We start from the raw sequence: 19,680 nt of genomic DNA, 5'->3' as shown, positions 1-19,680 counted from the left end.
ATGGCCCGTCTCGCCCAGACCGCCGGTCTGACCGACGTCCAGCAGGAGATCCTCTCCACCGTCCGGGACTTTGTCGACAAAGAGATCATCCCGGTCGCGACCGAGCTGGAGCACCGCGACGAGTACCCGCAGCAGATCGTCGACGGCCTGAAGGAACTCGGCCTCTTCGGCCTGATGATCCCCGAGGAGTACGGCGGCCTGGGCGAGTCGCTGCTCACCTACGCGCTGTGCGTGGAGGAGATCGCCCGTGGCTGGATGTCGGTGTCCGGCATCATCAACACGCACTTCATCGTCGCGTACATGCTCAAGCAGCACGGCACGCAGGAGCAGAAGGACCACTTCCTGCCGAGGATGGCGGCCGGCGACATCCGGGGCGCCTTCTCGATGTCGGAGCCCGGCCTGGGCTCGGATGTGTCCGCCATCACGTCTAAGGCGGTCAAGGACGGCGACGAGTACGTCCTGAACGGTCAGAAGATGTGGCTGACGAACGGCGGCACCTCGTCGCTCGTGGCCGTTCTGGTCCGGAGTGACGAAGGACACCCCGAGGGCACGGCGCCGCACAAGTCGATGACGACCTTCCTGATCGAGAAGGAGCCGGGCTTCGGCGAGGTCCGCCCGGGCCTCACCATCCCCGGCAAGATCGAGAAGATGGGCTACAAGGGCGTCGACACGACCGAGCTGATCATGGACGGCCTGCGCGTTCCGGCCGATCGGGTGCTCGGCGGGGTCACCGGCCGAGGTTTTTACCAAATGATGGACGGCGTGGAGGTCGGCCGGGTCAATGTGGCGGCGCGCGGCTGCGGCGTCGCCCAGCGCGCCTTCGAACTGGGCGTTCAGTACGCCCAGCAGCGGCACACGTTCGGCAAGCCGATCGCCCAGCACCAGGCCATCCAGTTCAAGCTGGCGGAGATGGCGACCAAGGTCGAGGCCGCGCATGCGATGATGGTCAACGCGGCACGCAAAAAGGACTCCGGGGAGCGAAACGACCTGGAAGCGGGGATGGCGAAGTACCTCGCCTCCGAGTACTGCAAGGAGGTCGTGGAGGATGCCTTCCGGATCCACGGCGGCTACGGCTTCTCCAAGGAGTACGAGATCGAGCGCCTCTACCGCGAGGCCCCGATGCTGCTCATCGGTGAAGGTACCGCCGAGATCCAGAAAATGATCATCGGGCGCAGGCTGCTCGAAGAGTATCGATTCCAGGGCTGATTGTCCTGATACGGGGTGTTTTCTTCGAGAAGAAGATCACACCCCGTAGACACTCTTCGGCCGCCGACTCGGCTTCCTGGCTTGCCCAGTTGTGGCCCGCGCCCGGTACGATCCCCGGAAAGCCGCCGTCCCCCGTCAGAGCGCGGCATCATCCGCTACGAAGGTCATCCATGCCCCACAGCCAAACCTCTGCACCTCGCGACAGCCGAGCCGGCGTACGCCTCGCGCGCGGAGCATCGCCGTGGCTTCTCCCGACCGTCGCCACCGCAGCCCTCAGCCTGGCCCGCGCTCGCCGCTCGGGCGTCGCCAAGGCCGTCGCCGTGCCCGCCACCGCGCTCGCGGCGGGCATGCTGTGGTTCTTCCGCGACCCCGAGCGCGAGATCGCCCCTGGCCGGGTCATCTCGCCCGCCGACGGTGTGGTGCAGAGCATCATGCCGTGGAAGGACGGGCGTACCCGCGTCGCCATCTTCATGAGCCCGCTCAACGTCCACGTCAACCGCGCGCCCCTCGCGGGCACCGTGACGTCCGTCGAGCACATCCCCGGCGGCTTTGTTCCGGCTTTCAACAAGGAGAGCGAGAACAACGAGCGCGTAGTCTGGCATTTCGACACCGAACTCGGCGACATCGAGATGATCCAGATCGCCGGCGCGGTGGCCCGCCGCATCGTTCCCTACATCCCCGAGGGAACGAAGGTCGAGCAGGGCGACCGTATCGGTCTGATCCGCTTCGGCTCGCGTGTCGACCTCTACCTGCCCGAGGGCGTGGAGGTCGCGGTCGAGGTCGGCCAGAAGACCGTGGCTGGGGTGACTCGCATTGACCGTGATTGATCCGGAGACCCAGGCGGGCTGGGTGCCCGAGGCCGACGAGGTGGACGACGAGGAGGAGATGCCTCTCTCTCTCCGCCTGTCGATAGCGGACACCCTGACGCTGGGCAACGCCACGTGCGGCTTCATGGCGGTGTACTTCACCACCACCGGCATCCTGATCCCGCACCTCACCGGCAGCCAGGAGTCCGGCATGGCCCGCCACAGCGCGGCCACGGCGGTCATCCTGATGCTCTGCGCGGCGGTCTTCGACCTGTTCGACGGGCTGGTGGCCCGCAAGCTGCGCTCGTCGCCGATGGGCGCGGAGCTGGACAACCTGTCCGACCTGATCAGCTTCGGGCTGGCCCCCGCGTACTTCGTCCTGGTCTACGGCATGGTCGCGGACGACGCGCACCAGCGGGTGGCCGCGGTGGGCGCGATCGTGGTGCTGCTGGCCGTGGTGCTGAGACTGGCCCGGTTCAGCTGCGTGACCATGAAGGACGGCATGTTCCAGGGCATGCCCTCGCCGTTCGGCGCGCTGACGGTCGTCTCGATCGTGCTGCTGGAGCTGCCGTTCGTGGCGACGCTGCTGGCGATCCTCGGGACCGCGTGGCTGATGGTGAGCCGGGTGGAGTACCCGAAGCCGCGGGGGCGTCTCGCGGGCGCGATGCTCTCCTGGATCGTGCTGTCGATGGGGCTGCTGGCGGCATGGGCCTTCGACGCGCCCAGCGGGCAGCTGCTCCTCCAGACGGGCTGTGCGCTGCAGCTGGTGATGGGCGCGGTGATCCCGCTGTTCGCCACGGCGCGGCGGGTGAACAACTTCCGCGACAACCGCCGTGAGGCTCGCGCGGCGCAGTTGCCGTAGCGGCGCTTGGACGAGGGCCCCTTACCCGGGTTGGGTAAGGGGCCTTTCGCTTACCCCCGGGGGCCTCAGGCCAAGTGGTCCTCGGCCAGCCGCGCAGCGACCCGCTCCAGGATCGGCCCGGCATCCGCGATGCACCGGGCCACGTCCGGTTCGACGGACGTCAGCGGGTACGCCTGGGAGATCCCGGCCGCCAGCAACGCCTCCGTCGGCAGCGCCAGCCGCCCGCACACCGCCACGACGGTCTTCCCCGCGGAGCGCGCCGCCGCGGCGACCCCCGCCGGCGCCTTGCCGTGCAGGGTCTGCTCGTCCAGCGAGCCCTCCCCGGTGATCACCAGCGAGGCCCGCTCCAGGGCGGGTGCGAAGCCGAGCACGTCCAGCATCACCTCGATGCCGGGGCGGAACCGCGCACCGAGGAGCAGGGCGCCGTAGCCGATGCCCCCGGCGGCCCCCGCGCCCGGCGCCACCGCGTACTCGGCGGCCCGCGGCCCGGCCTCCGCCTCCAGGACCTTCGCGAAGCGGACCAGCGCGGCGTCCAGCGTGTCCACGTCGTCCGGCGAGGCGCCCTTCTGCGGGCCGTACACCGCCGGGGCGCCCTTCGGTCCGGTCAGCGGGTTGTCGACGTCGCTGGCCAGGACCAGTTCGACCGAGGACAGCCGGGGGTCGAGTCCGGAGAGGTCGGCGCGGGCCAGATCGGCGAGTCCGCCGCCGCCCGGGGGCACCGGCTCGCCCTCCTCGGTCAGGAACCGCGCGCCCAGCGCGGACAGCATGCCCGCACCGCCGTCCGTCGTGGCGCTGCCGCCGACGCCGAACACGATCGTCCGCGCACCGGCGTCCAGCGCGGCGCGCAGCAGTTCCCCGGAGCCGTACGTCGAGGCGGTCAGCGGCGCGAAGACTCCGGCCGGCAACCGCTGCAAGCCGCTGGCCTCGGCCATCTCCACCACCGCGGTGGCGCCGCGCAGCGCGAACGCGGCCGTGACCTCCTCGCCGAGCGGCCCGGCGACCCGCACCTCCCGGCGTTCGAAGCCGGCCGCGACCGCCGCGTCCACGGTCCCGTCGCCGCCGTCGGCCACGGGCAGCGCCTCCACCCGGAGATCCGGCACGACCCGACGCAACCCGGCCGTCACCCGCTCGGCGACCTGCACGGCCGTCAGCGAGCCCTTGAACTTGTCCGCGGCGATGAGCACCCGACGGGTCTCGTTCACTGCAGCGTCCGCCACCTTGTCTTCCCCTTGCTCTCCGGGCCCCGCGCACGTCAGGGCCAGTCGCGCCGCTGTGACCATAACCGCAGGACACCCCCGCCGTCATGCCCCGCCCGAACCCTGGGAAGCCGCTGGGAGCGGGCGGGGCAAAGTGGGTACACCGCTGCCATGAGCACCCAGCGCACCGGACCGGACCTCGCCGACCGCGTCCACGGCGGCTGGCTCGGCCGGATCGCGGGCAACATGCTCGGCAAGCCGGTCGAGCAGGGCGAGGTGTGGACGCGCGACCGCATCGACCGCTATCTGCGCCGGGCCGCCGCCCTGCCGCTGACCGACTACCTGCCCGGGCCGGCCGACGCCGAGGAGGCCGCCGTACTGCGCCCGGAGTGGCGCTGTTGCGTGCGCGGGCGGATCCACGGCAGCTGCCGGGACGACGACGTCGACTACGCGATCCTCGGCCTGCACCTGCTGGAGACCCACGGCTTCGGCTTCAGCACCGAGCAGATCGGCGACCTGTGGCTGCTCAGGCTGCCGTACCTGCAGACGTTCACGGCGGAACGGGCCGCGTACCGGAACCTCGCGAACGGGCTGAAACCGCCGCTGACGGCGACGTACGACAACCCGTACCAGGAGTGGATCGGCGCGTTGATCCGCGCCGACGTCTACGGCTGGACCTGTCCCGGCGATCCCGTCCGGGCCGCCGGTCTGGCCCGCCGGGACGCGGTGCTCTCGCACACCGGCAACGGCGTGTACGGCGCCATGTGGGCCGCCGCGCTGATCTCGGCCGCGTTCACCGCACCGACCGTCCGGGACGCCCTGGACACCGCGCTCTCGGTCGTCCCGGCGAGCAGCCGCCTGGCCCGGACGGTACGGCGGGTGGCCTCCCTGCACGACGCGCGGCTGCCGTGGGAGGAGACCCTGGCCACCGTGTCCGCGGAGACCGCGGGGCTCGGCTGGATCCACACGGTGCCGAACGTGGCCGTCCTCGCCGCCGGACTGCTGTACGGCGACGGCGACTTCACCCGCACCATCGCCCTGACCGTGCGCGGCGGCCTCGACACCGACTCCAACGGGGCGACGGCCGGTTCGGTGACCGGCGTCCTCACCGGCGCCGAGGCCATCCCGGCGCACTGGCGGGATCCGCTGGAGGACACGGTGCGCAGCGCGGTGTTCGGCTTCGACGGCGTACGGATCAGTGCGCTGGCCGAACGCACCCTGCGCCTGGCGACGAGCGGGACGTAGCCGGCGGCCGGCTGGTTACCCTTCCCCAATGACCACCACCCAGGATTTCGCCGCGTACATCGCGAGCCTGCCCCGCGTCCTCGCCGGGGCCGCCGCCCTCTTCCGGGACGCCGAGGGGCGGGTGCTGCTCGTCGAACCCAACTACCGTGACGGCTGGGCGCTGCCGGGCGGCACCATCGAGTCGGACGACGGGGAGACGCCGCGCCAGGGCGCCCGCCGGGAGACGCTGGAGGAGATCGGGCTCGACCGGGAACTCGGCCGGCTGCTGGCCGTGGACTGGGTGCACGGTGCGGGCCGGCCGCCGCTGGTGGCGTACCTGTACGACGGCGGTGTCCTCACCGAGGACGAGCTGAAGTCCATCCGCCTCCAGGAGGAGGAACTGCTCTCCTGGCGCATGGTCGCCCGCGAGGACCTCACCGCCCATCTGCCCGGGGCGCTCGGCCACCGTGTGCTGACCGCGCTGGACGTCCTCGCGGACGGCTCGGGCACGGCGGAACTGGAGAACGGCCACCGGGTGGCGTGACCGTCCGGCCCGCCGTGCGGCCGCTCAGCCCTCCGGGTCGCGCGGCTTGACGTCGACCTCGCGCAGCGCGTCGTCCCGGGCGGCGGCGCGTGCCTCCGTGCGGTGCCCGCGCTCGATGTAGTCCCGGACCACCAGTTCGACGGCGTCCTGCGGGTTCCCCACCCCGGCGAGCACCATGACCTCCACGACGAGCTGGGCGTCGAGCGAGACAGTCACCTTGGCCATGCGGGGACGCTAGCACCGGGCGCCGTGCCGCGGGACCTTACCGCCGGACCCGCCCGCGTGGTAATCCGTTCGCGGCGGCCATGCCGCCCGCCCTACCCTCGATGCCATGGCCAAGCCCCTCGTCGCCCTGCTCAGCGGGGCCGGTATCTCCACCGACTCCGGCATCCCGGACTACCGCGGGCCGAACGGACTGTGGCGGCGCGATCCGGAGGCCGAGAAGCTCGTGACGTACGAGTACTACATGGCGGACCCGGAGATCCGGCGGCGGTCCTGGCAGATGCGCCGGGAGAGCCAGACGCTGCGGGCCGAGCCGAACGCGGCGCACCGGGCCGTCGCCGAGCTGGAGAGGTCCGGCGTCCCGGTCCGGGTCATCACCCAGAACGTGGACGGCCTGCACCAGCTCGCCGGCATGCCCGCCCGCAAGGTGCTCGAACTCCACGGCAGCGCCCGCGCCGTCGTGTGCACCGGCTGCGGGGCCCGGGGAGCGATGGAGGACGCCCTCGCCCGGGTGGAGGCCGGCGAGGAGGACCCGCCGTGCCTGGAGTGCGGGGGCATCCTGAAGTCGGCGACGGTGATGTTCGGCGAGCGGCTGGATCCCGTGGTCCTCGGCGAGGCCGTGGCCATCACCAAGGCCTGCCAGGTGTTCATCGCCGTCGGCAGCAGCCTCCAGGTGCAGCCCGCCGCCGGCCTCGCCGGCGTGGCCGCCGACCACGGCGCACGCCTCGTCATCGTGAACGCCGAACCCACGCCGTACGACGACCTGGCGGACGAGGTCGTCCGGGAGCCGATCGGCACCGCGCTGCCCGCACTCCTGCGCACCCTGAGCGGCTGAGAACGCCCGGCGGGCGCCGGTCCGCCGGGTCAGAACAGCGCGCTGCCGCGTTCGAAGTCGAGCAGGCGGCGCTTGCGGTCGAGGCCGCCGCCGTAGCCGGTGAGGCTGCCGTCGGAGCCGATCACCCGGTGGCAGGGGACGATGATGCCGACGGGATTGCGGCCGTTGGCGAGGCCGACGGCGCGGGAGGCCCGGGGGTTGCCCAGGGCGTCGGCCAGTTCGCCGTAGGTACGGGTCTCGCCGTACGGGATGGCGGCCAGCTGCTGCCAGACGCTGCGCTGGAACGGTGTGCCGTGCAGGCCGAGCCGGACGGTGAACTCCTTGGTCTCGCCCGAGAAGTACGCGGTCAGCTGCTCGGCCGTCTCGGCGAACACGGGCAGGCTGTCCTCGCGCGGGCCGAACCTCTCCTCGCCGGGGCGGTGCCGCTGGCCCACCATGTACAGGCCGCACAGGGCGCCGTCGGCGTCGGCGACGAGGGTGAGCGGCCCGTACGGGCTGTCGATCACGGTGTGGTGGTTCATCGGAGTCCTTCAGGCCGGGAGGAAGTTGATCGGGTGGGTGTCCGTCGCCCACAGGTACTGCACGGCGTACGACCGCCAGGGCCGCCAGCTCTCCGCGCGGGCGGTGAGCGCGGCGGGGGTGGCCGGCAGGCCCAGCTCCTTCGCGGCGCGCCGGATGCCGAGGTCGGTGGGGAGGAAGGCGTCGGGGTCGCCGAGGGCGCGCATCGCGATGACGTCCACCGTCCAGGGCCCGAAGCCGGGCAGAGCGAGCAGCCGGGCCCGGGCCTCGGCCCAGTCGGCCTCCACGCCCAGGTGCAGGACGCCGTCGGCGAGTTCGCGGACCAGCGTGGTGAAGGTGGTGCGCCGGGTGCGGGGCATCGCCAGGGTCTCGGGGTCGACGGCGGCCAGTGCCTCGGGGGTGGGGAAGAGGTGGGTGAGGCCGCCCTCGGGGTCGTCCAGGGGCTTGCCGTGCGCGGTGACCAGGCGGGCCGCGTGGGTGCGGGCGGCGGCGGTGGAGACCTGTTGCCCGAGCACGGCGCGGACGGCGAACTCGGCCTCGTCGACCGTGCGCGGCACCCGGCGGCCCGGCGCCCGGTCGACCAGGGGTGCGAGGGCCGGGTCGGTGCGCAGGTGGCCGTCGACCGCCACCGGGTCGGCGTCCAGGTCGAGCAGGCGACGGCAGCGGCTGATGGCCACGGTCAGGTCGCGCAGGTCGCTGAGGCCGAGGCGGCAGGCGATGTGGTCGGGTCGGGGTGCGAGCGCGGCGATGCCGTGGCCGTACGGCAGCCTCAGGGTGCGGCGGTAGGCGCCGTCGCGCCACTCCTCGACACCGGGTACGGCGGTGGCGGCGAGGTGGCCGAAGAGGTTGGACGGGTTGAGCGGGGCGCGGAACGGCAGCCGCAGGGTGACCACGCCGGGCGTACCCGCGCCGCTCTTCGGCGCCCGGGCGCGCAGCTCGCTCGGGGACAGGGCGAAGACCTCGCGGACGGTGTCGTTGAAGGCGCGCACGGAGGCGAAACCGGCCGCGAACGCGATCTCCGCCATCGGCAGGGCCGTGGTCTCGATGAGCAGCCGCGCGGTCTGGGAGCGCTGCGCGCGGGCGAGCGCGAGGGGGCCGGCGCCCAGCTCGGCGAGCAGCTGGCGCTCCACCTGCCGGGTGCTGTAGCCGAGCCGGGCGGCGAGTCCGGGCACGCCCTCGCGGTCCACGACCCCGTCGGCGATCAGCCGCATGGCGCGGGCCACCAGGTCGGCGCGCGCGTTCCACTCCGGGGAGCCGGGGCTGGTGTCGGGGCGGCAGCGTTTGCAGGCCCGGAACCCGGCCTGCTGACAGGCGGCGGCACTCGGGTAGAACGTCATGTTCTCCGGCTTGGGCGGCACGACCGGGCAGCTCGGCCGGCAGTAGATCCGGGTGGTCAGGACGGCCGTGAAGAACCATCCGTCGAACCGCGCGTCCTTGGACCGCACGGCGCGTACGCAGTGCTCCCGGTCGAGGTGCATCCCTGTCTGCATGCGTCCAGCATCGCCCACCGCGGGCCCCGGCCGCTGGCGAAAATCCGACATGTACGTGGGCCTGGCCAGGACCCCCGATCGCTGAATCTCATGATCGAGCGGCTTGTCGCACGTCGTCGAACCGTTCGGATCCGTGGCGGAAGCGGGTGATCCAGTCCGCGGTGGCCCGCAGGCCGCCGAACGTGTAGAAGTGCACCTTCACCGTGCCGTGCCGGGCCGGGTCGTACCGGTCGGCCAGAGTGTGCAGGAAGCGGTCCGGGCCGGCCGTACCCATGAGGTTGGTCAGCGAGAGGCCGTACTTGCGGGCCACGGAGGCGCTCGTGCCGACGCCGAACCGGCCGGCGTAGCGCAGCAGCCGCCGCACCCCCGCCGGCCCGGGGACGCCGACCCGGACGGGCAGGTGCACGCCCCGCGCGCGCAGGGCCTCCAGCCAGGCGAGCACCGGGTCGACGTCGAAGCCGAACTGGGTGATGACGTCGCCGGTGAACCGCCCGCGCCCGATGGCCGCCGCCTTCTCCGTCAGCGCCGACCACAGGACCCGGTCGGCTATGCCGGGGTGGCCCTCCGGGTAGCCGGCGACACCGACGTGCCGGACGCCGTGCTCCCTCAGCAGCCCGGTGCGCAGGACGGCGAGGGCGTCCTCGTACGGCCCCTCGGGCCGGGCCGGGTCGCCGCCGACGACGAACACGTTCTCGGCGGTGCCGTCGGCCGCCAGCCCGGCGAGGAACTCCTCCAGGGCGGGGCGCGAGGGCAGGCGGCGCGCGGAGATGTGCGGTACGGGGACGAACCCGAGCCGTTTGACCGCGCGGGCCGCGGTCCGCCGCGTACCGGTGTCCTCGCCGGCCAGGAACGTGATGTTGATCCGGGTGCCGGGCGGGATGCTGTCGCGCGCCTCCTCCAGCCCGGGAACGTCCTTGCCGGTCATCTCCAGCGAGAAGTCGTCCAGCAGCGCGGGGCCCATCGTGCTTCTCGTACTCCTCGTGCCGGGGAACGGCTCGCCGCACCTGCTGCGGCTGTGCTCGGGACCCGGCCGATGATGTCACGCGGGGTCCTGCGCGTGGACAGGGGGCTGGGGGCGGGGCCCGGGTCCGGCCGGTGGGCGGGGCGGGACAGGGTGGTGGTCCCGGTCATCCGAGGAGCGCGGCGCCGGTGCTCGCCCGGCTGACGGAGTCCGGTGAACCGGAGCGGCACAGGCGGGTGGCGCACGGGCGCACGGGGCCGCGGCGGGTCAGCGTCTGACGGTGATGCGCGTACCTGACGCCGAGTTCGCCGCGGCGACCGCGCCGGGTGTCGTGGCCGAGGGTGGGGTGTGGTGCTGCTCGGCAGAGCCCTGCGCGAGCTGCGGTGGCAGAGGCGTGCCGGGCGCCGGCGGGGGCTCAGCTCGTCGCTTGCTGACCGGTCTCGCGGCCGGATTCGTGGCTGGAGCCCAGCGCCCAGAGCACGAAGACGTCGATCGCCAGCAGGATCAGCGACCAGACGGGCGCGTACGGCAGGAACAGGAACTGCGTGATGAGGCTGAACGCGACGAGGACCATACCGACGATGCGGGCCCAGGCCATGCCCATGAGCAGCCCGATGCCGGTCGCCAGGACCAGGGTGCCGATGACGATGTGGATGACGCCCCAGCCGGTGAGGTTCATCTTGTAGATGTAGGTGCCGATGCGGAAGTAGACGGCGTCTCCGGTGACCGCGGCGATCCCCTGGAAGAGGGCGAGGAGGCCGCTGCACATCATCAGGACGCCGGCGAACGTGACGCCGCCGGTGGCCCAGGCGCCGACCCGGGCGCCGGGCTGCCGCGGCGGCCACGAGCCGCCCGGGCTGGTCGGTCCGGTGGGCTGCGCTGCCTGGCTCATGAGCCTGTCCTTTCTGCCGCCCCGTTCGTCCGGATGCCCGCGCGCTCGTGGAGCACGTGGGGCACTCCGAGCGTTGGCCAGGCAGCCGCCGGGCGCACCAAGGGCTACGCCGTTCGGGTGAACGCCGCGGTCGGCGCCGGTGCCGGCGGCAGCGTCCGTCAGCCGGCCTGGCGGGCGAACGCCTCGTACGCCCGTGCGTCGAAGAGCACGAACCGCGCCTCCTCCACCGCCGTCGGCGTGCTGCGTACCGCCTCCACCGCGATGCGGGCCGCGTCCTCCACCGGCCACCGGTAGACGCCGGTGGAGACGGCCGGGAAGGCGACGGTCCGGGCGCCTAGTTCGTCGGCGACGCGCAGGGACTCGCGGTAGCAGGAGGCGAGCAGGTCGGAGCGGTCCTCGGTGGCGGACCAGACGGGCCCGACGGTGTGGATCACCCAGCGGGCGTCCAGTGCGCCCGCCGTGGTGGCGACCGCCTGACCTGTGGGCAGGCCCTTCCCGTACCGGGAGGCGCGCAGGGCGCGGCACTCCTCGAGGATGGCTGGGCCGCCTCGGCGGTGGATCGCGCCGTCCACGCCTCCCCCGCCGAGCAGGGAGGAGTTCGCCGCGTTGACGATGGCGTCGGCGCGCTGGCGGGTGATGTCACCTTGGACGAAAGTGAGGGCGGTCATGTCTGCCTCGGCTGGTGGTCGTCAGGTCTGTCTCAGTCTCCGCCAGACGGCCTTGGCCGCGTTGTGTCCCGACATGCCGTGGACGCCGGGTCCGGGCGGGGTGGCCGAGGAGCAGATGAAGACCGCCGGGTGGGGAGTGTGGTACGGGAACAGGGTCGGCTTGGGGCGCAGCAGCAGCTGGAGTCCGGAGGCCGCGCCGCAGGCGATGTCACCGCCGACGTAGTTGGCGTTGCGGGCGGCCATCTCGGCGGGTCCGGCGGTGGCGCGGGCGAGCACGCGGTCGCGGAAGCCGGGCGCGAAGCGCTCCAGCTGGCGTTCTATGGCGTCGGTGAGGTCGCCGGACCAGCCGTTCGGCACATGGCCGTAGGCCCAGAAGACGTGCTTGCCCTCGGGGGCGCGGGTGGGGTCGACCACGCTGGGCTGCACGGTGATCATGAACGGTCTGTCGGGGGCGCGGCCCTCGCGGGAGGCGGCGCGCAGCGCGCTGCCGATCTCGGCGTGGCTCGCGCCGATCTGGACGGTTCCGGCGGTGCGGGCCTCGGGCGCGGTCCAGGGCACCGGCCCGTCCAGCGCGTAGTCGATCTTGAAGACGCCGGGGCCGTAGCGGTAACGCGCGTAGTGGTCGCCGAAACCGGCGATCCGGGCGAGCGCCGCGGGCGAGGTGTCGAAGACGTACGCGCGCGCGGGCGGCAGGTCGTCGAGGCGCTTGACCTCGTAGTCGGTGTGCACGGCGCCGCCCAGGTCGGTCAGGTACGCGACGAGCGCGTCGGAGATGGCCTGGGAGCCGCCGCGGGGCACCGGCCAGCCGCGGGCGTGGGCGGAGAGGGCGAAGACGAGTCCGATGGCGCTGGTGGCCGGGCCGCTCAGCGGTGCCATCACATGGCCGACCAGGCCGGCGAACAGGGTCTTGAACCGCTCGTCCTTGAAACGGCGCATCAGCCAGGTGGACGGCGGGAGCCCGGCCAGGCCGAAGCGGGCCAGGGTGACGGGGTCGCGGGGCAGCGCGGTCAGCGGCAGGGACATGAAGTCCCGGACGAGGGTGTCCCAGTGGGCGAGGAGGGGCTCGACCAGCCTGCGGTACGCGCCCGCGTCGCGCGGTCCGAAGGAGGCGGCGGTCTCGGCGACCGAGCGGGACAGCACGGCCGCGGTGCCGTCCGGGAACGGGTGGGCCATGGGCAGCGGGGCGTGCAGCCATTCGAGGCCGTACCGGTCGAGCGGCAGGGCGCGGAACGCCGGGGAGTTGATGCCGAGGGGGTGCGCGGCCGAGCACGGGTCGTGCCGGAAGCCGGGCAGGGTCAGCTCCTCGGTGCGGGCGCCGCCGCCGACGGTGGGCTTCGCCTCGAACAGGGCCACGGAGAAGCCTCGGCGCGCCAGCTCCACGGCTGCGGTCAGTCCGTTCGGTCCCGCACCCACCACGACCGCATCGAGCATCGACGGCACCTTCGGACCCCTTCGTCAGCCGATGGCCATTCGGGATCAGGATATGCCGGGGGTCCGACACTCCCCCGGCCCGGGTGGCCCCCGGGGTCAGGACGCGGTGCGCAGCAGGTCCGCCACGCGGCGGGCGGTGCCGGCGTCCCGTGCGGCGGTGAACGGCAGGGCGTTGCCGCCAGTGACGCGGAACGGCTCACCGGTCAGGGTGAGGTGCGTGCCGCCCGCCTCCTCGACCAGGAGCAGACCGGCCGCGTGGTCCCAGGCGGCCTCCCAGGAGAACGCGACGGCGTCCAACTCGCCCCGGGCGACGGCGAGGTACTCCAGTCCCGCGGAGCCGCAGGCGCGCGGGGCGAGGCCGTCGGTCCACAGGGAGCGCAGCGCCCGCTTCTCCTCGTCGGTGGTGTAGTCCGGGTGGGAGGTGGCGACGACGAGGTCCCGGCCGGGCGTGGGCGCGCCCGCGACCAGCCGCTCGCCGTCGAGGAAGGCGCCCTGGCCGCGGACGGCGGTGGCGAACCGGCCGCGCGCCGCCGCGTAGGTCCAGGAGGCGATCACGGTGCCCCGCCGGACGAGCGCGACCAGGGTGCAGAAGCCGTCGTCGCCGTGCACGAACTGGCGGGTGCCGTCGACGGGGTCGACGATCCACACCGGTACGTCGTCCTGGAGCGCCCGGTACACCGCCGGGTCGGCGTGCACCGCCTCCTCGCCGACGACGACCGAGCCGGGCAGCAGGGCGCCGAGGTCCTCGGTGAGCCGCTGCTCGGCGAGGCGGTCGGCGTCCGTCACCAGGTCGTGGGGGCCGCTCTTCTGGTCGACCTCGTGCGCGGCGAGGCGGCGGAAGCGGGGCAGGATCTCGGCCGCGGCGGCCTTGCGGACCGCTTCCTCCACGTCGGCCGAGCAGCGGGCGAGAAACTCCTCGATGGTTTCCGTCTCTTCGATCATGCCTCCCATGAGAGCACGCCGCACTGACAATCCCCGCCCACGTTCGGTGTACCCGGGGTGGACTCCGGGTGAAGAGCGGGGGCGGCGACGCCGTCGCCGGACGGGGCCCGGCGAAGGGTTCCGCTGGGACGGTCCCGCCGGTGTACGGGCGGGCGTGGGCCGATCCCGCGCACACCGGCGCGTGCGAGGCCCTCCGCCGGCGTACGCGCGCGACCGCGGGGCCCTCCCGTTCGTCGAGCGGGCCTCGGGGCCGCCGTCAGCGGCCCACCGCGTACCCCTGCATGCCGCGCGGATTGGCCGCCGCCGACAGGACGCCGGTCTCCGGGTCCCGGGCCACCGCGCACAGCCGCCCCTCGGACCAGGCGGGGCCGACGGTGACGTCGTGGCCGCGCCGCCGCAGTTCCTCGATGACACCGGCGTCCATGCGGGACTCCACGGTCACGCCGCCCGGACGCCGGCCGCGCGGGTGGAAGGAGCTGGGGTGGTTGTCGTTGTGCCAGTTGGGCGCGTCGACGGCGCCCTGGAGGTCGAGGCCGCCGCGGACGGGGGCGCGCAGGGCCGCGCCCAGGAAGAAGTGCAGCTGCCACTGGTCCTGCTGGTCGCCGCCGGGCGTGCCGAACGCCATGACCGGCACGCCGTCGCGCAGCGCGAGGGACGGGGTGAGGGTGGTGCGGGGGCGGCGGCCGGGGGTGAGGGAACTTGGCAGGCCCTCTTCCAGCCAGGTCATCTGCAACCGGGTGCCGAGCGGGAAGCCCAGTTCGGGGACGACCGGGTTGGACTGGAGCCAGCCGCCGCTGGGCGTGGCCGCGACCATGTTGCCCCAGCGGTCGACGACGTCCAGGTGGCAGGTGTCGCCGCGGGTCGTGCCGTCGGCGGCGACCTCTGGCTCGCCGGGCAGCCTCGCGACGGTCGGTTCGCCGGCGCCCATGGGGTCGAAGCCGTGCTCCGCGCCGGACGGCACGCGCGCGCGTGCCCGCGCGGGCAGCCGCGGGACACGGCCGCCGGGGCTGCCGGGGCGCAGTTCGTGGTCCGCCTTCTCGCCGACGAGGGCCCGCCGGGCCGCGTTGTACCCGTCCGACAGCAGGTCCGCGAGGGGCACCTCGGCGGCGTCCCCGTACCAGGCCTCGCGGTCGGCCATGGCGAGCTTGCAGCCCTCGATCAGCAGGTGGACGTAGTCGGCGGAGCCGTGGGCGGGCAGCTCGGGCGGGAGCAGGGCGAGCTGCTGGAGCAGCACCGGGCCCTGGCTCCAGGGGCCGGCCTTGCACACCGTCCAGCCGTTCCAGTCGTACGTCACCGGTGTCTCGTAGGTCGCCGACCAGCCGGCGAGGTCGGCCTCGGTGAGGGTGCCGGTGTGCCGTTCGCCGCTGGTGTCCAGGGTGGGCCGGCGGGCCTGCCGTACCAGGGCCTCGGCGATGAAGCCGGTGCGCCACACCTCGCGCGCGGCGTCGATCCGGGCCTCCCGGCCGCCCGCGCGGGCGGTCTCGGCCAGCAGCCGCTTCCAGGTGGCGGCCAGCGCGGGGTTGCGCAGCAGTGTGCCGGGGCGGGGTGCCCGGCCGCCCGGCAGGTACAGCTCCGCCGAGGAGGTCCACTCGGTCTCGAACAGCCGCCGTACGCTCTCGACGGTCAGGCCGACGTTCTCCACGGGCGCGTGCCCGTGTCCGGCGTAGCCGATGGCGTACTTCAGGACGTCGTCCAGGGACTTGGTGCCGTGGTCGCGCAGGAGCAGCAGCCAGGCGTCGAAGGCTCCGGGTACGGCGGCGGCGAGCGGCCCGGTGCCGGGTACGAGATCCAGCCCGAGCCCCCGGTAGTGGGCCACCGTCGCGCCGGCCGGGGCCACGCCCTGCCCGCACAGCACGCGCACCGCCCCACCCGCAGGGGCGAGCAGGATCGGCACCTCGCCGGCCGGCCCGTTGAGGTGCGGCTCCACCACGTGCAGCACGAACGCCCCGGCCACGGCCGCGTCGAACGCGTTGCCCCCGTCCTCCAGCACCGCCATCGCCGACTGGGAGGCGAGCCAGTGGGTGGAGGAGACCATGCCGAAGGTGCCCTGGAGGGTGGGCCGGGTGGTGAACAAGGGCGCGCTCCTCGGCTCGGGATACCTCTCCCGGGTGATCGTACGGAGGTGACCGGCGGCCGGGGAACACCGCGACGGACCCCCGCGTTGATCTCGTGCGGAGGAACGGAGGCCCTGGCAGTGCACGGTGAGTACAAGGTGCCCGGCGGCAAGCTCGTCGTCGTGGACGTGGACGTCGAGGACGGCGTGCTGCGGCACGTGCGCGTGGCCGGTGACTTCTTCCTGGAGCCGGACGAGGCGCTGGACGCGGTGAACCGCGCGCTGGAGGGCGCTCCGGCGGACACGGACGCGGCGGGGCTGGCCGCGCGGATCGAGGCGGCGCTGCCGGCGGGAACGGTGATGTACGGGCTGACGTCGGAGGGCGTCGGCGTCGCGGTGCGCCGCGCGCTCGCGCGCGCCACGGACTGGACGGACTACGACTGGCAGCTGATCCACGAGGCCCCGCAGCCGCCCGCCCTGCACATGGCGCTGGACGAGGTGCTCACCGCGGAGGTGGCCGCGGGCCGGCGGCCGCCGACGCTGCGGGTGTGGGAGTGGGGCGCCCCGGCGGTGATCATCGGCAGCTTCCAGTCGCTGCGCAACGAGGTGGACCCGGAGGGCGCCGCGCGGCACGGCATCGAGGTGGTGCGGCGGATCTCCGGCGGCGGCGCGATGTTCGTGGAGCCCGGCAACACGATCACGTACTCGCTGTCGGTGCCGGAGTCCCTCGTGCAGGGCCTGTCCTTCCAGGACAGCTACGCCTATCTGGACGACTGGGTGCTGGGCGCCCTCGGCGACATGGGCATCCGGGCCTGGTACCAGCCGCTGAACGACATCGCGACCGACCAGGGCAAGATCGCGGGTGCGGCGCAGAAGCGGATCGTCGGCCCGGGCGGTGGCCCGGGTGCGGTCCTGCACCACGTGACGATGTCGTACGACATCGACGCGGACAAGATGGTCGAGGTGCTGCGCATCGGGCGGGAGAAGCTCTCCGACAAGGGGACCAGGAGCGCGAAGAAGCGGGTCGACCCGCTGCGGCGGCAGACGGGGCTGCCGCGCGAGGCCGTCATCGACCGCATGATCGCCTCCTTCCGCGCGCGCTACGGCCTGGCGGAGGGGAAGGTCACCGACGAGGAGCTGGCCCGGGCGGAGGAGCTGGCGCGCACCAAGTTCTCGTCGCCGGAGTGGACGGCGAGAGTGCCGTAGCCGTGCGCGCGCGGTGCCGGCTGCCGTCGGGGGCCGCTGGTGCCCGGGGCCGGTGGGCGGGGCATAAGGGGCAGAGCCGTACGTCGTGAACGCGTGGCCGTGACCGGGCGGGTACGGAGCGAGTTGGCACTTCCGCCCCACAGGGAGTCATGTGACACTGTCGTCCCCGTCCACCATGCGGACCCCTTCCGCACCCCCTCCCCCACGAGAAGTGCGCTGTGCGTTCCCTTCCTCTGCCGCTCGCTCTCACCGCGCGTCTGACGCCGGTCGCGGTGCTCGCCTGTGCCGGCTGGGCGCTGACGTCCGGTCCGGCCGCGCCGCCCGCCTCCGCCGGGCACCCGACGGCCCAGAAGACGCCCGCCGGGTCCTCCGCCGCCACCCCGTCGTCCACCACCGCGGCGAAGACGTACACCGCCGCGCCCGCCCCCTGCTCCGCCGTGCCCGCCGGCACCGTCAAGTCGCTGGTGCCCGGGGCGAAGACGGCCGGCAAGGAGATCCCGTCGACGGACACCGAACTGCGCCGCACCTGCTCCTGGAACGCGCTCCAGGGGTACGACTACCGCTGGCTCGACGTGTCGTTCGAGATCAGCGGGTCGGACCAGCAGGCCGCGAAGGAGTACGAGCAGCGGGTCGCCGAGAAGAGCGGCGGCGGGGCCGTCCCCGGACTCGGGGACAGCGCCTACTCCGTCGTGAACCTCACCACGGAGGACGGCCAGCAGACCCGTGAGGGCGTGGTGTTGGCCCGTGCCGCCAACGCCCTCGTCGTCGTCACCTACAACGGCAGCGACTTCGAGAGCAAGAAGGCCCCCGGTACGGACGAGATCAACAAGGGGGCCATCAAGGCGGCGAAGTCCGCGGTGGCCGCGCTGGGCGCCGGCCGGGGCTGAGCCCGTACGGCGGCGCGTCCGCGGGCCCGGCCGGTGCGCGGGTGGCCGAGGGCGGGGCGGCGGCGAGCCGGTCGGCAAAGTGCGCGGCGGAGAACTCGCTCATGTCGAAGCGGAGGGGGTGCGGCTCGCCCGGGCCGAGGCCGTGACCGCGGTCGACGACTGCCCGGGCGCCGCGCCCCCCTGATGGTGCGCCGGTCCGCTCAGCCGTCGGCGCGCCGCCCGGAGGCCAGGGTGAGGGTCAGGTACAGCACCAGGGAGGTGCCCAGGCCCACCGCCCAGCCGTAGTCCGCGAGGGGCGCCAGGGCGGGGATCGGGCGGCCGTCGGTCAGGGGCTTGAGGCTCGCGCCGCCGATCGCGAGGACACCGCCCGCCAGGAAGGCGACGACGGCCCGCCAGTTCCAGCCGCCCGCGTACCAGTACCGGCCGCCCGGCCGGTACAGGTCGCCGAGGTCCAGGCGGGTGCGGCGCAGCAGCCAGTAGTCGGCGACGAGGATGCCGGCGACCGTGCCGAGCAGGCCGCCGACCAGGCCGAGCCAGGTGAAGATGTAGCCCTGCGGGTCGGAGTACAGCTTCCACGGAAAGATCAGGACGGCGAGGACGGCGGTGATCAGGGCGCCGGTGCGGAAACTCACCTTCCTGGGCGCCACGTTGGAGAAGTCGAACGCCGGGGAGACCAGGTTGGCGGCGATGTTCACGGACAGCGTCGCCACCAGGACCGTCACCAGCGCGTAGAGCAGACCGGCCACGTTGTCCGTCTTCGCCGCCAGCTGCACCGGGTCCCAGACCGGTGCGCCGTACACGGCCTGCGAGCCGGAGGTGACCAGCACGGACAGGAACGCGAACAGGGTCATCGTCGTCGGCAGGCCGAGGGCCTGGCCCCAGGTCTGCGCGCGCTGGCTCCTGCCGTAGCGGGTGAAGTCGGGGATGTTCAGCGACAGCGTCGACCAGAAGCCGATCATGCCCATGAGGGAGGGCCAGAACAGCTTCCAGAAGTCGCCGCCCCAGCCGAGCTTGGACGGCTGGTCGAAGAGCGGTCCGACACCGCCGGCCTTGCTGCTCATCCACCACAGCATCACGAAGGCGCCGACGAGGACGAAGGGCGCGGCCCAGTTCTCGAAGCGGCGGATGGTCTCCATGCCGCGGTGGATGATGGCCACCTGGATCGCCCAGAAGATCGCGAAGGACAGCCACATCGTCCAGGCGTAGCCGCCGATGTGCCCGGCGTTCTTCCAGCTGTCGCCGATCAGCTTCCCCGCGAGGAAGTAGATCGCCTCGCCGCCGATCCAGGTCTGGATGCCGAACCAGCCGCACGCCACCAGCGCCCGTACCACGGCGGGCAGGTTGGCGCCGCGCACGCCGAAGGATGCGCGGGCGAAGACCGGGAAGGGGATGCCGTACTTCGGGCCGGCGTGTCCGGTCAGCAGCATCGGGACGAGCACGATCAGGTTGGCGAGGGCGATGGTGAACACCGCCTGTTTCCAGTCCATGCCCACCGCGATCAGCCCGGAGGCGAGGGTCCAGGAGGCGGTGTTGTGGGCCATGCCGACCCACAGGGCGGAGAAGTTGTACGTCGTCCATGTGCGCCCGGCCACCGGGACCGGGAGCAGGTCCTGGTTGGCGTAGGGGCCGCTGGGCGGCGGTGTGCCGGGGGCGAGTTCCACGCGCCCGTCGGGGAGGGTGACCTGGCCGGGTATCGGTGCGGCCGTGGGAGCGGTGTCGGTCATGGGCTGGCCAAT

19 protein-coding genes are annotated in these 19,680 nt (G+C 73.3%); 8 read left to right on the top strand and 11 right to left on the bottom strand.

From position 1 onward, the window contains the following. The 3 genes from ABZV94_RS11535 to pssA all read left to right on the top strand — a co-directional run bounded on the left by ABZV94_RS11535 (position 1) and on the right by pssA (position 2,874). The gene (locus ABZV94_RS11535) at positions 1-1,206 is read left to right on the top strand and encodes an acyl-CoA dehydrogenase family protein (RefSeq protein WP_356339721.1); all 1,206 of its coding nucleotides are present in this window, start codon (positions 1-3) and stop codon (positions 1,204-1,206) included. 170 nt (positions 1,207-1,376) lie between these two features. Then, positions 1,377-2,033: a phosphatidylserine decarboxylase gene (locus tag ABZV94_RS11530; RefSeq protein ID WP_356339719.1), complete on the top strand. Its 657-nt coding sequence runs from the start codon at positions 1,377-1,379 to the stop codon at positions 2,031-2,033. A gap of 22 nt (positions 2,034-2,055) precedes the next feature. Then, on the top strand, positions 2,056-2,874 hold the full coding sequence (pssA, locus tag ABZV94_RS11525) for a CDP-diacylglycerol--serine O-phosphatidyltransferase (protein ID WP_014675980.1): 819 nt from the start codon (positions 2,056-2,058) through the stop codon (positions 2,872-2,874). Positions 2,875-2,939: 65 nt separating this feature from the next. Here the strand turns inward: pssA and ABZV94_RS11520 are convergent, their stop codons facing one another. Then, positions 2,940-4,076 carry a glycerate kinase gene (locus tag ABZV94_RS11520; RefSeq protein WP_356339717.1) on the bottom strand — a complete coding sequence of 379 codons (1,137 nt, stop codon included), beginning with the start codon at positions 4,074-4,076 and terminating at the stop codon, positions 2,940-2,942. Between the two features lie 165 nt (positions 4,077-4,241). On the opposite strand from ABZV94_RS11520, the gene ABZV94_RS11515 reads away from it, so the two are divergent. Together ABZV94_RS11515 and ABZV94_RS11510 are read left to right on the top strand one after the other, a co-directional pair. Next, the gene (locus ABZV94_RS11515) at positions 4,242-5,315 is read left to right on the top strand and encodes an ADP-ribosylglycohydrolase family protein (RefSeq protein ID WP_356339716.1); all 1,074 of its coding nucleotides are present in this window, start codon (positions 4,242-4,244) and stop codon (positions 5,313-5,315) included. Between the two features lie 28 nt (positions 5,316-5,343). Then, entirely contained in the window at positions 5,344-5,838 is a 495-nt protein-coding gene (locus ABZV94_RS11510; protein ID WP_356339714.1) for an NUDIX hydrolase, read from the top strand. 24 nt (positions 5,839-5,862) lie between these two features. On the opposite strand, the gene ABZV94_RS11505 is transcribed toward ABZV94_RS11510, so the two are convergent. Continuing rightward, positions 5,863-6,063 carry a DUF2191 domain-containing protein gene (locus ABZV94_RS11505; RefSeq protein ID WP_356339712.1) on the bottom strand — a complete coding sequence of 67 codons (201 nt, stop codon included), beginning with the start codon at positions 6,061-6,063 and terminating at the stop codon, positions 5,863-5,865. Between the two features lie 106 nt (positions 6,064-6,169). Between ABZV94_RS11505 and ABZV94_RS11500 the strand changes: the two genes are divergently transcribed. Beyond that, positions 6,170-6,895, top strand: a complete 726-nt coding sequence (locus tag ABZV94_RS11500) for a Sir2 family NAD-dependent protein deacetylase (RefSeq protein WP_356339710.1) — start codon at positions 6,170-6,172, stop codon at positions 6,893-6,895. 29 nt (positions 6,896-6,924) lie between these two features. On the opposite strand, the gene ABZV94_RS11495 is transcribed toward ABZV94_RS11500, so the two are convergent. The 8 genes from ABZV94_RS11495 to ABZV94_RS11460 form a co-directional block, all read right to left on the bottom strand. Beyond that, positions 6,925-7,416, bottom strand: a complete 492-nt coding sequence (locus ABZV94_RS11495) for a methylated-DNA--[protein]-cysteine S-methyltransferase (RefSeq protein WP_356339708.1) — start codon at positions 7,414-7,416, stop codon at positions 6,925-6,927. A gap of 9 nt (positions 7,417-7,425) precedes the next feature. After that, positions 7,426-8,904, bottom strand: a complete 1,479-nt coding sequence (locus ABZV94_RS11490) for an AlkA N-terminal domain-containing protein (RefSeq protein WP_356339706.1) — start codon at positions 8,902-8,904, stop codon at positions 7,426-7,428. An 88-nt stretch (positions 8,905-8,992) separates the two neighbouring features. Further along, positions 8,993-9,865 carry a methylenetetrahydrofolate reductase gene (locus ABZV94_RS11485; RefSeq protein WP_356339704.1) on the bottom strand — a complete coding sequence of 291 codons (873 nt, stop codon included), beginning with the start codon at positions 9,863-9,865 and terminating at the stop codon, positions 8,993-8,995. Positions 9,866-10,280: 415 nt separating this feature from the next. Beyond that, entirely contained in the window at positions 10,281-10,757 is a 477-nt protein-coding gene (locus tag ABZV94_RS11480; RefSeq protein WP_356339702.1) for a hypothetical protein, read from the bottom strand. Between the two features lie 158 nt (positions 10,758-10,915). Further along, positions 10,916-11,425, bottom strand: a complete 510-nt coding sequence (locus ABZV94_RS11475) for an O-acetyl-ADP-ribose deacetylase (protein ID WP_356339700.1) — start codon at positions 11,423-11,425, stop codon at positions 10,916-10,918. Positions 11,426-11,446: 21 nt separating this feature from the next. After that, entirely contained in the window at positions 11,447-12,865 is a 1,419-nt protein-coding gene (locus tag ABZV94_RS11470; RefSeq protein ID WP_356339698.1) for an NAD(P)/FAD-dependent oxidoreductase, read from the bottom strand. Between the two features lie 87 nt (positions 12,866-12,952). Beyond that, positions 12,953-13,798 carry an inositol monophosphatase family protein gene (locus ABZV94_RS11465; protein ID WP_356339696.1) on the bottom strand — a complete coding sequence of 282 codons (846 nt, stop codon included), beginning with the start codon at positions 13,796-13,798 and terminating at the stop codon, positions 12,953-12,955. A 256-nt stretch (positions 13,799-14,054) separates the two neighbouring features. Then, positions 14,055-15,872: a gamma-glutamyltransferase gene (locus ABZV94_RS11460; protein WP_356339695.1), complete on the bottom strand. Its 1,818-nt coding sequence runs from the start codon at positions 15,870-15,872 to the stop codon at positions 14,055-14,057. Between the two features lie 120 nt (positions 15,873-15,992). On the opposite strand from ABZV94_RS11460, the gene ABZV94_RS11455 reads away from it, so the two are divergent. Both ABZV94_RS11455 and ABZV94_RS11450 read left to right on the top strand, forming a co-directional pair. Further along, the gene (locus tag ABZV94_RS11455) at positions 15,993-17,057 is read left to right on the top strand and encodes a biotin/lipoate A/B protein ligase family protein (protein WP_356339693.1); all 1,065 of its coding nucleotides are present in this window, start codon (positions 15,993-15,995) and stop codon (positions 17,055-17,057) included. A 218-nt stretch (positions 17,058-17,275) separates the two neighbouring features. Beyond that, positions 17,276-17,944, top strand: a complete 669-nt coding sequence (locus ABZV94_RS11450; RefSeq protein WP_356339691.1) for a hypothetical protein — start codon at positions 17,276-17,278, stop codon at positions 17,942-17,944. A gap of 200 nt (positions 17,945-18,144) precedes the next feature. On the opposite strand, the gene ABZV94_RS11445 is transcribed toward ABZV94_RS11450, so the two are convergent. Further along, the gene (locus ABZV94_RS11445) at positions 18,145-19,668 is read right to left on the bottom strand and encodes an NCS1 family nucleobase:cation symporter-1 (RefSeq protein WP_356339690.1); all 1,524 of its coding nucleotides are present in this window, start codon (positions 19,666-19,668) and stop codon (positions 18,145-18,147) included. Positions 19,669-19,680 lie beyond the last annotated feature (12 nt).

Origin of the sequence: Streptomyces sp. NPDC004658 (genome assembly GCF_040609555.1) — a bacterium.
Classification (GTDB): domain Bacteria; phylum Actinomycetota; class Actinomycetes; order Streptomycetales; family Streptomycetaceae; genus Streptomyces.
The sequence above is the reverse complement of the archived record's forward strand: the minus strand, read 5'-3'. Positions and strand labels throughout refer to the sequence as shown.

What these genes read in the sequence shown, in the direction of transcription:
- ABZV94_RS11535 (WP_356339721.1), top strand. Translation starts at nt 1, where the DNA reads ATGGCCCGTCTCGCCCAGACCGCCGGTCTGACCGACGTCCAGCAGGAG.
- ABZV94_RS11530 (WP_356339719.1), top strand. Translation starts at nt 1,377, where the DNA reads ATGCCCCACAGCCAAACCTCTGCACCTCGCGACAGCCGAGCCGGCGTA.
- ABZV94_RS11515 (WP_356339716.1), top strand. Translation starts at nt 4,242, where the DNA reads ATGAGCACCCAGCGCACCGGACCGGACCTCGCCGACCGCGTCCACGGC.
- ABZV94_RS11510 (WP_356339714.1), top strand. Translation starts at nt 5,344, where the DNA reads ATGACCACCACCCAGGATTTCGCCGCGTACATCGCGAGCCTGCCCCGC.
- ABZV94_RS11505 (WP_356339712.1), bottom strand. Translation starts at nt 6,063, where the DNA reads ATGGCCAAGGTGACTGTCTCGCTCGACGCCCAGCTCGTCGTGGAGGTC.
- ABZV94_RS11500 (WP_356339710.1), top strand. Translation starts at nt 6,170, where the DNA reads ATGGCCAAGCCCCTCGTCGCCCTGCTCAGCGGGGCCGGTATCTCCACC.
- ABZV94_RS11495 (WP_356339708.1), bottom strand. Translation starts at nt 7,416, where the DNA reads ATGAACCACCACACCGTGATCGACAGCCCGTACGGGCCGCTCACCCTC.
- ABZV94_RS11490 (WP_356339706.1), bottom strand. Translation starts at nt 8,904, where the DNA reads ATGCAGACAGGGATGCACCTCGACCGGGAGCACTGCGTACGCGCCGTG.
- ABZV94_RS11485 (WP_356339704.1), bottom strand. Translation starts at nt 9,865, where the DNA reads ATGGGCCCCGCGCTGCTGGACGACTTCTCGCTGGAGATGACCGGCAAG.
- ABZV94_RS11480 (WP_356339702.1), bottom strand. Translation starts at nt 10,757, where the DNA reads ATGAGCCAGGCAGCGCAGCCCACCGGACCGACCAGCCCGGGCGGCTCG.
- ABZV94_RS11475 (WP_356339700.1), bottom strand. Translation starts at nt 11,425, where the DNA reads ATGACCGCCCTCACTTTCGTCCAAGGTGACATCACCCGCCAGCGCGCC.
- ABZV94_RS11465 (WP_356339696.1), bottom strand. Translation starts at nt 13,798, where the DNA reads ATGATCGAAGAGACGGAAACCATCGAGGAGTTTCTCGCCCGCTGCTCG.
- ABZV94_RS11445 (WP_356339690.1), bottom strand. Translation starts at nt 19,668, where the DNA reads ATGACCGACACCGCTCCCACGGCCGCACCGATACCCGGCCAGGTCACC.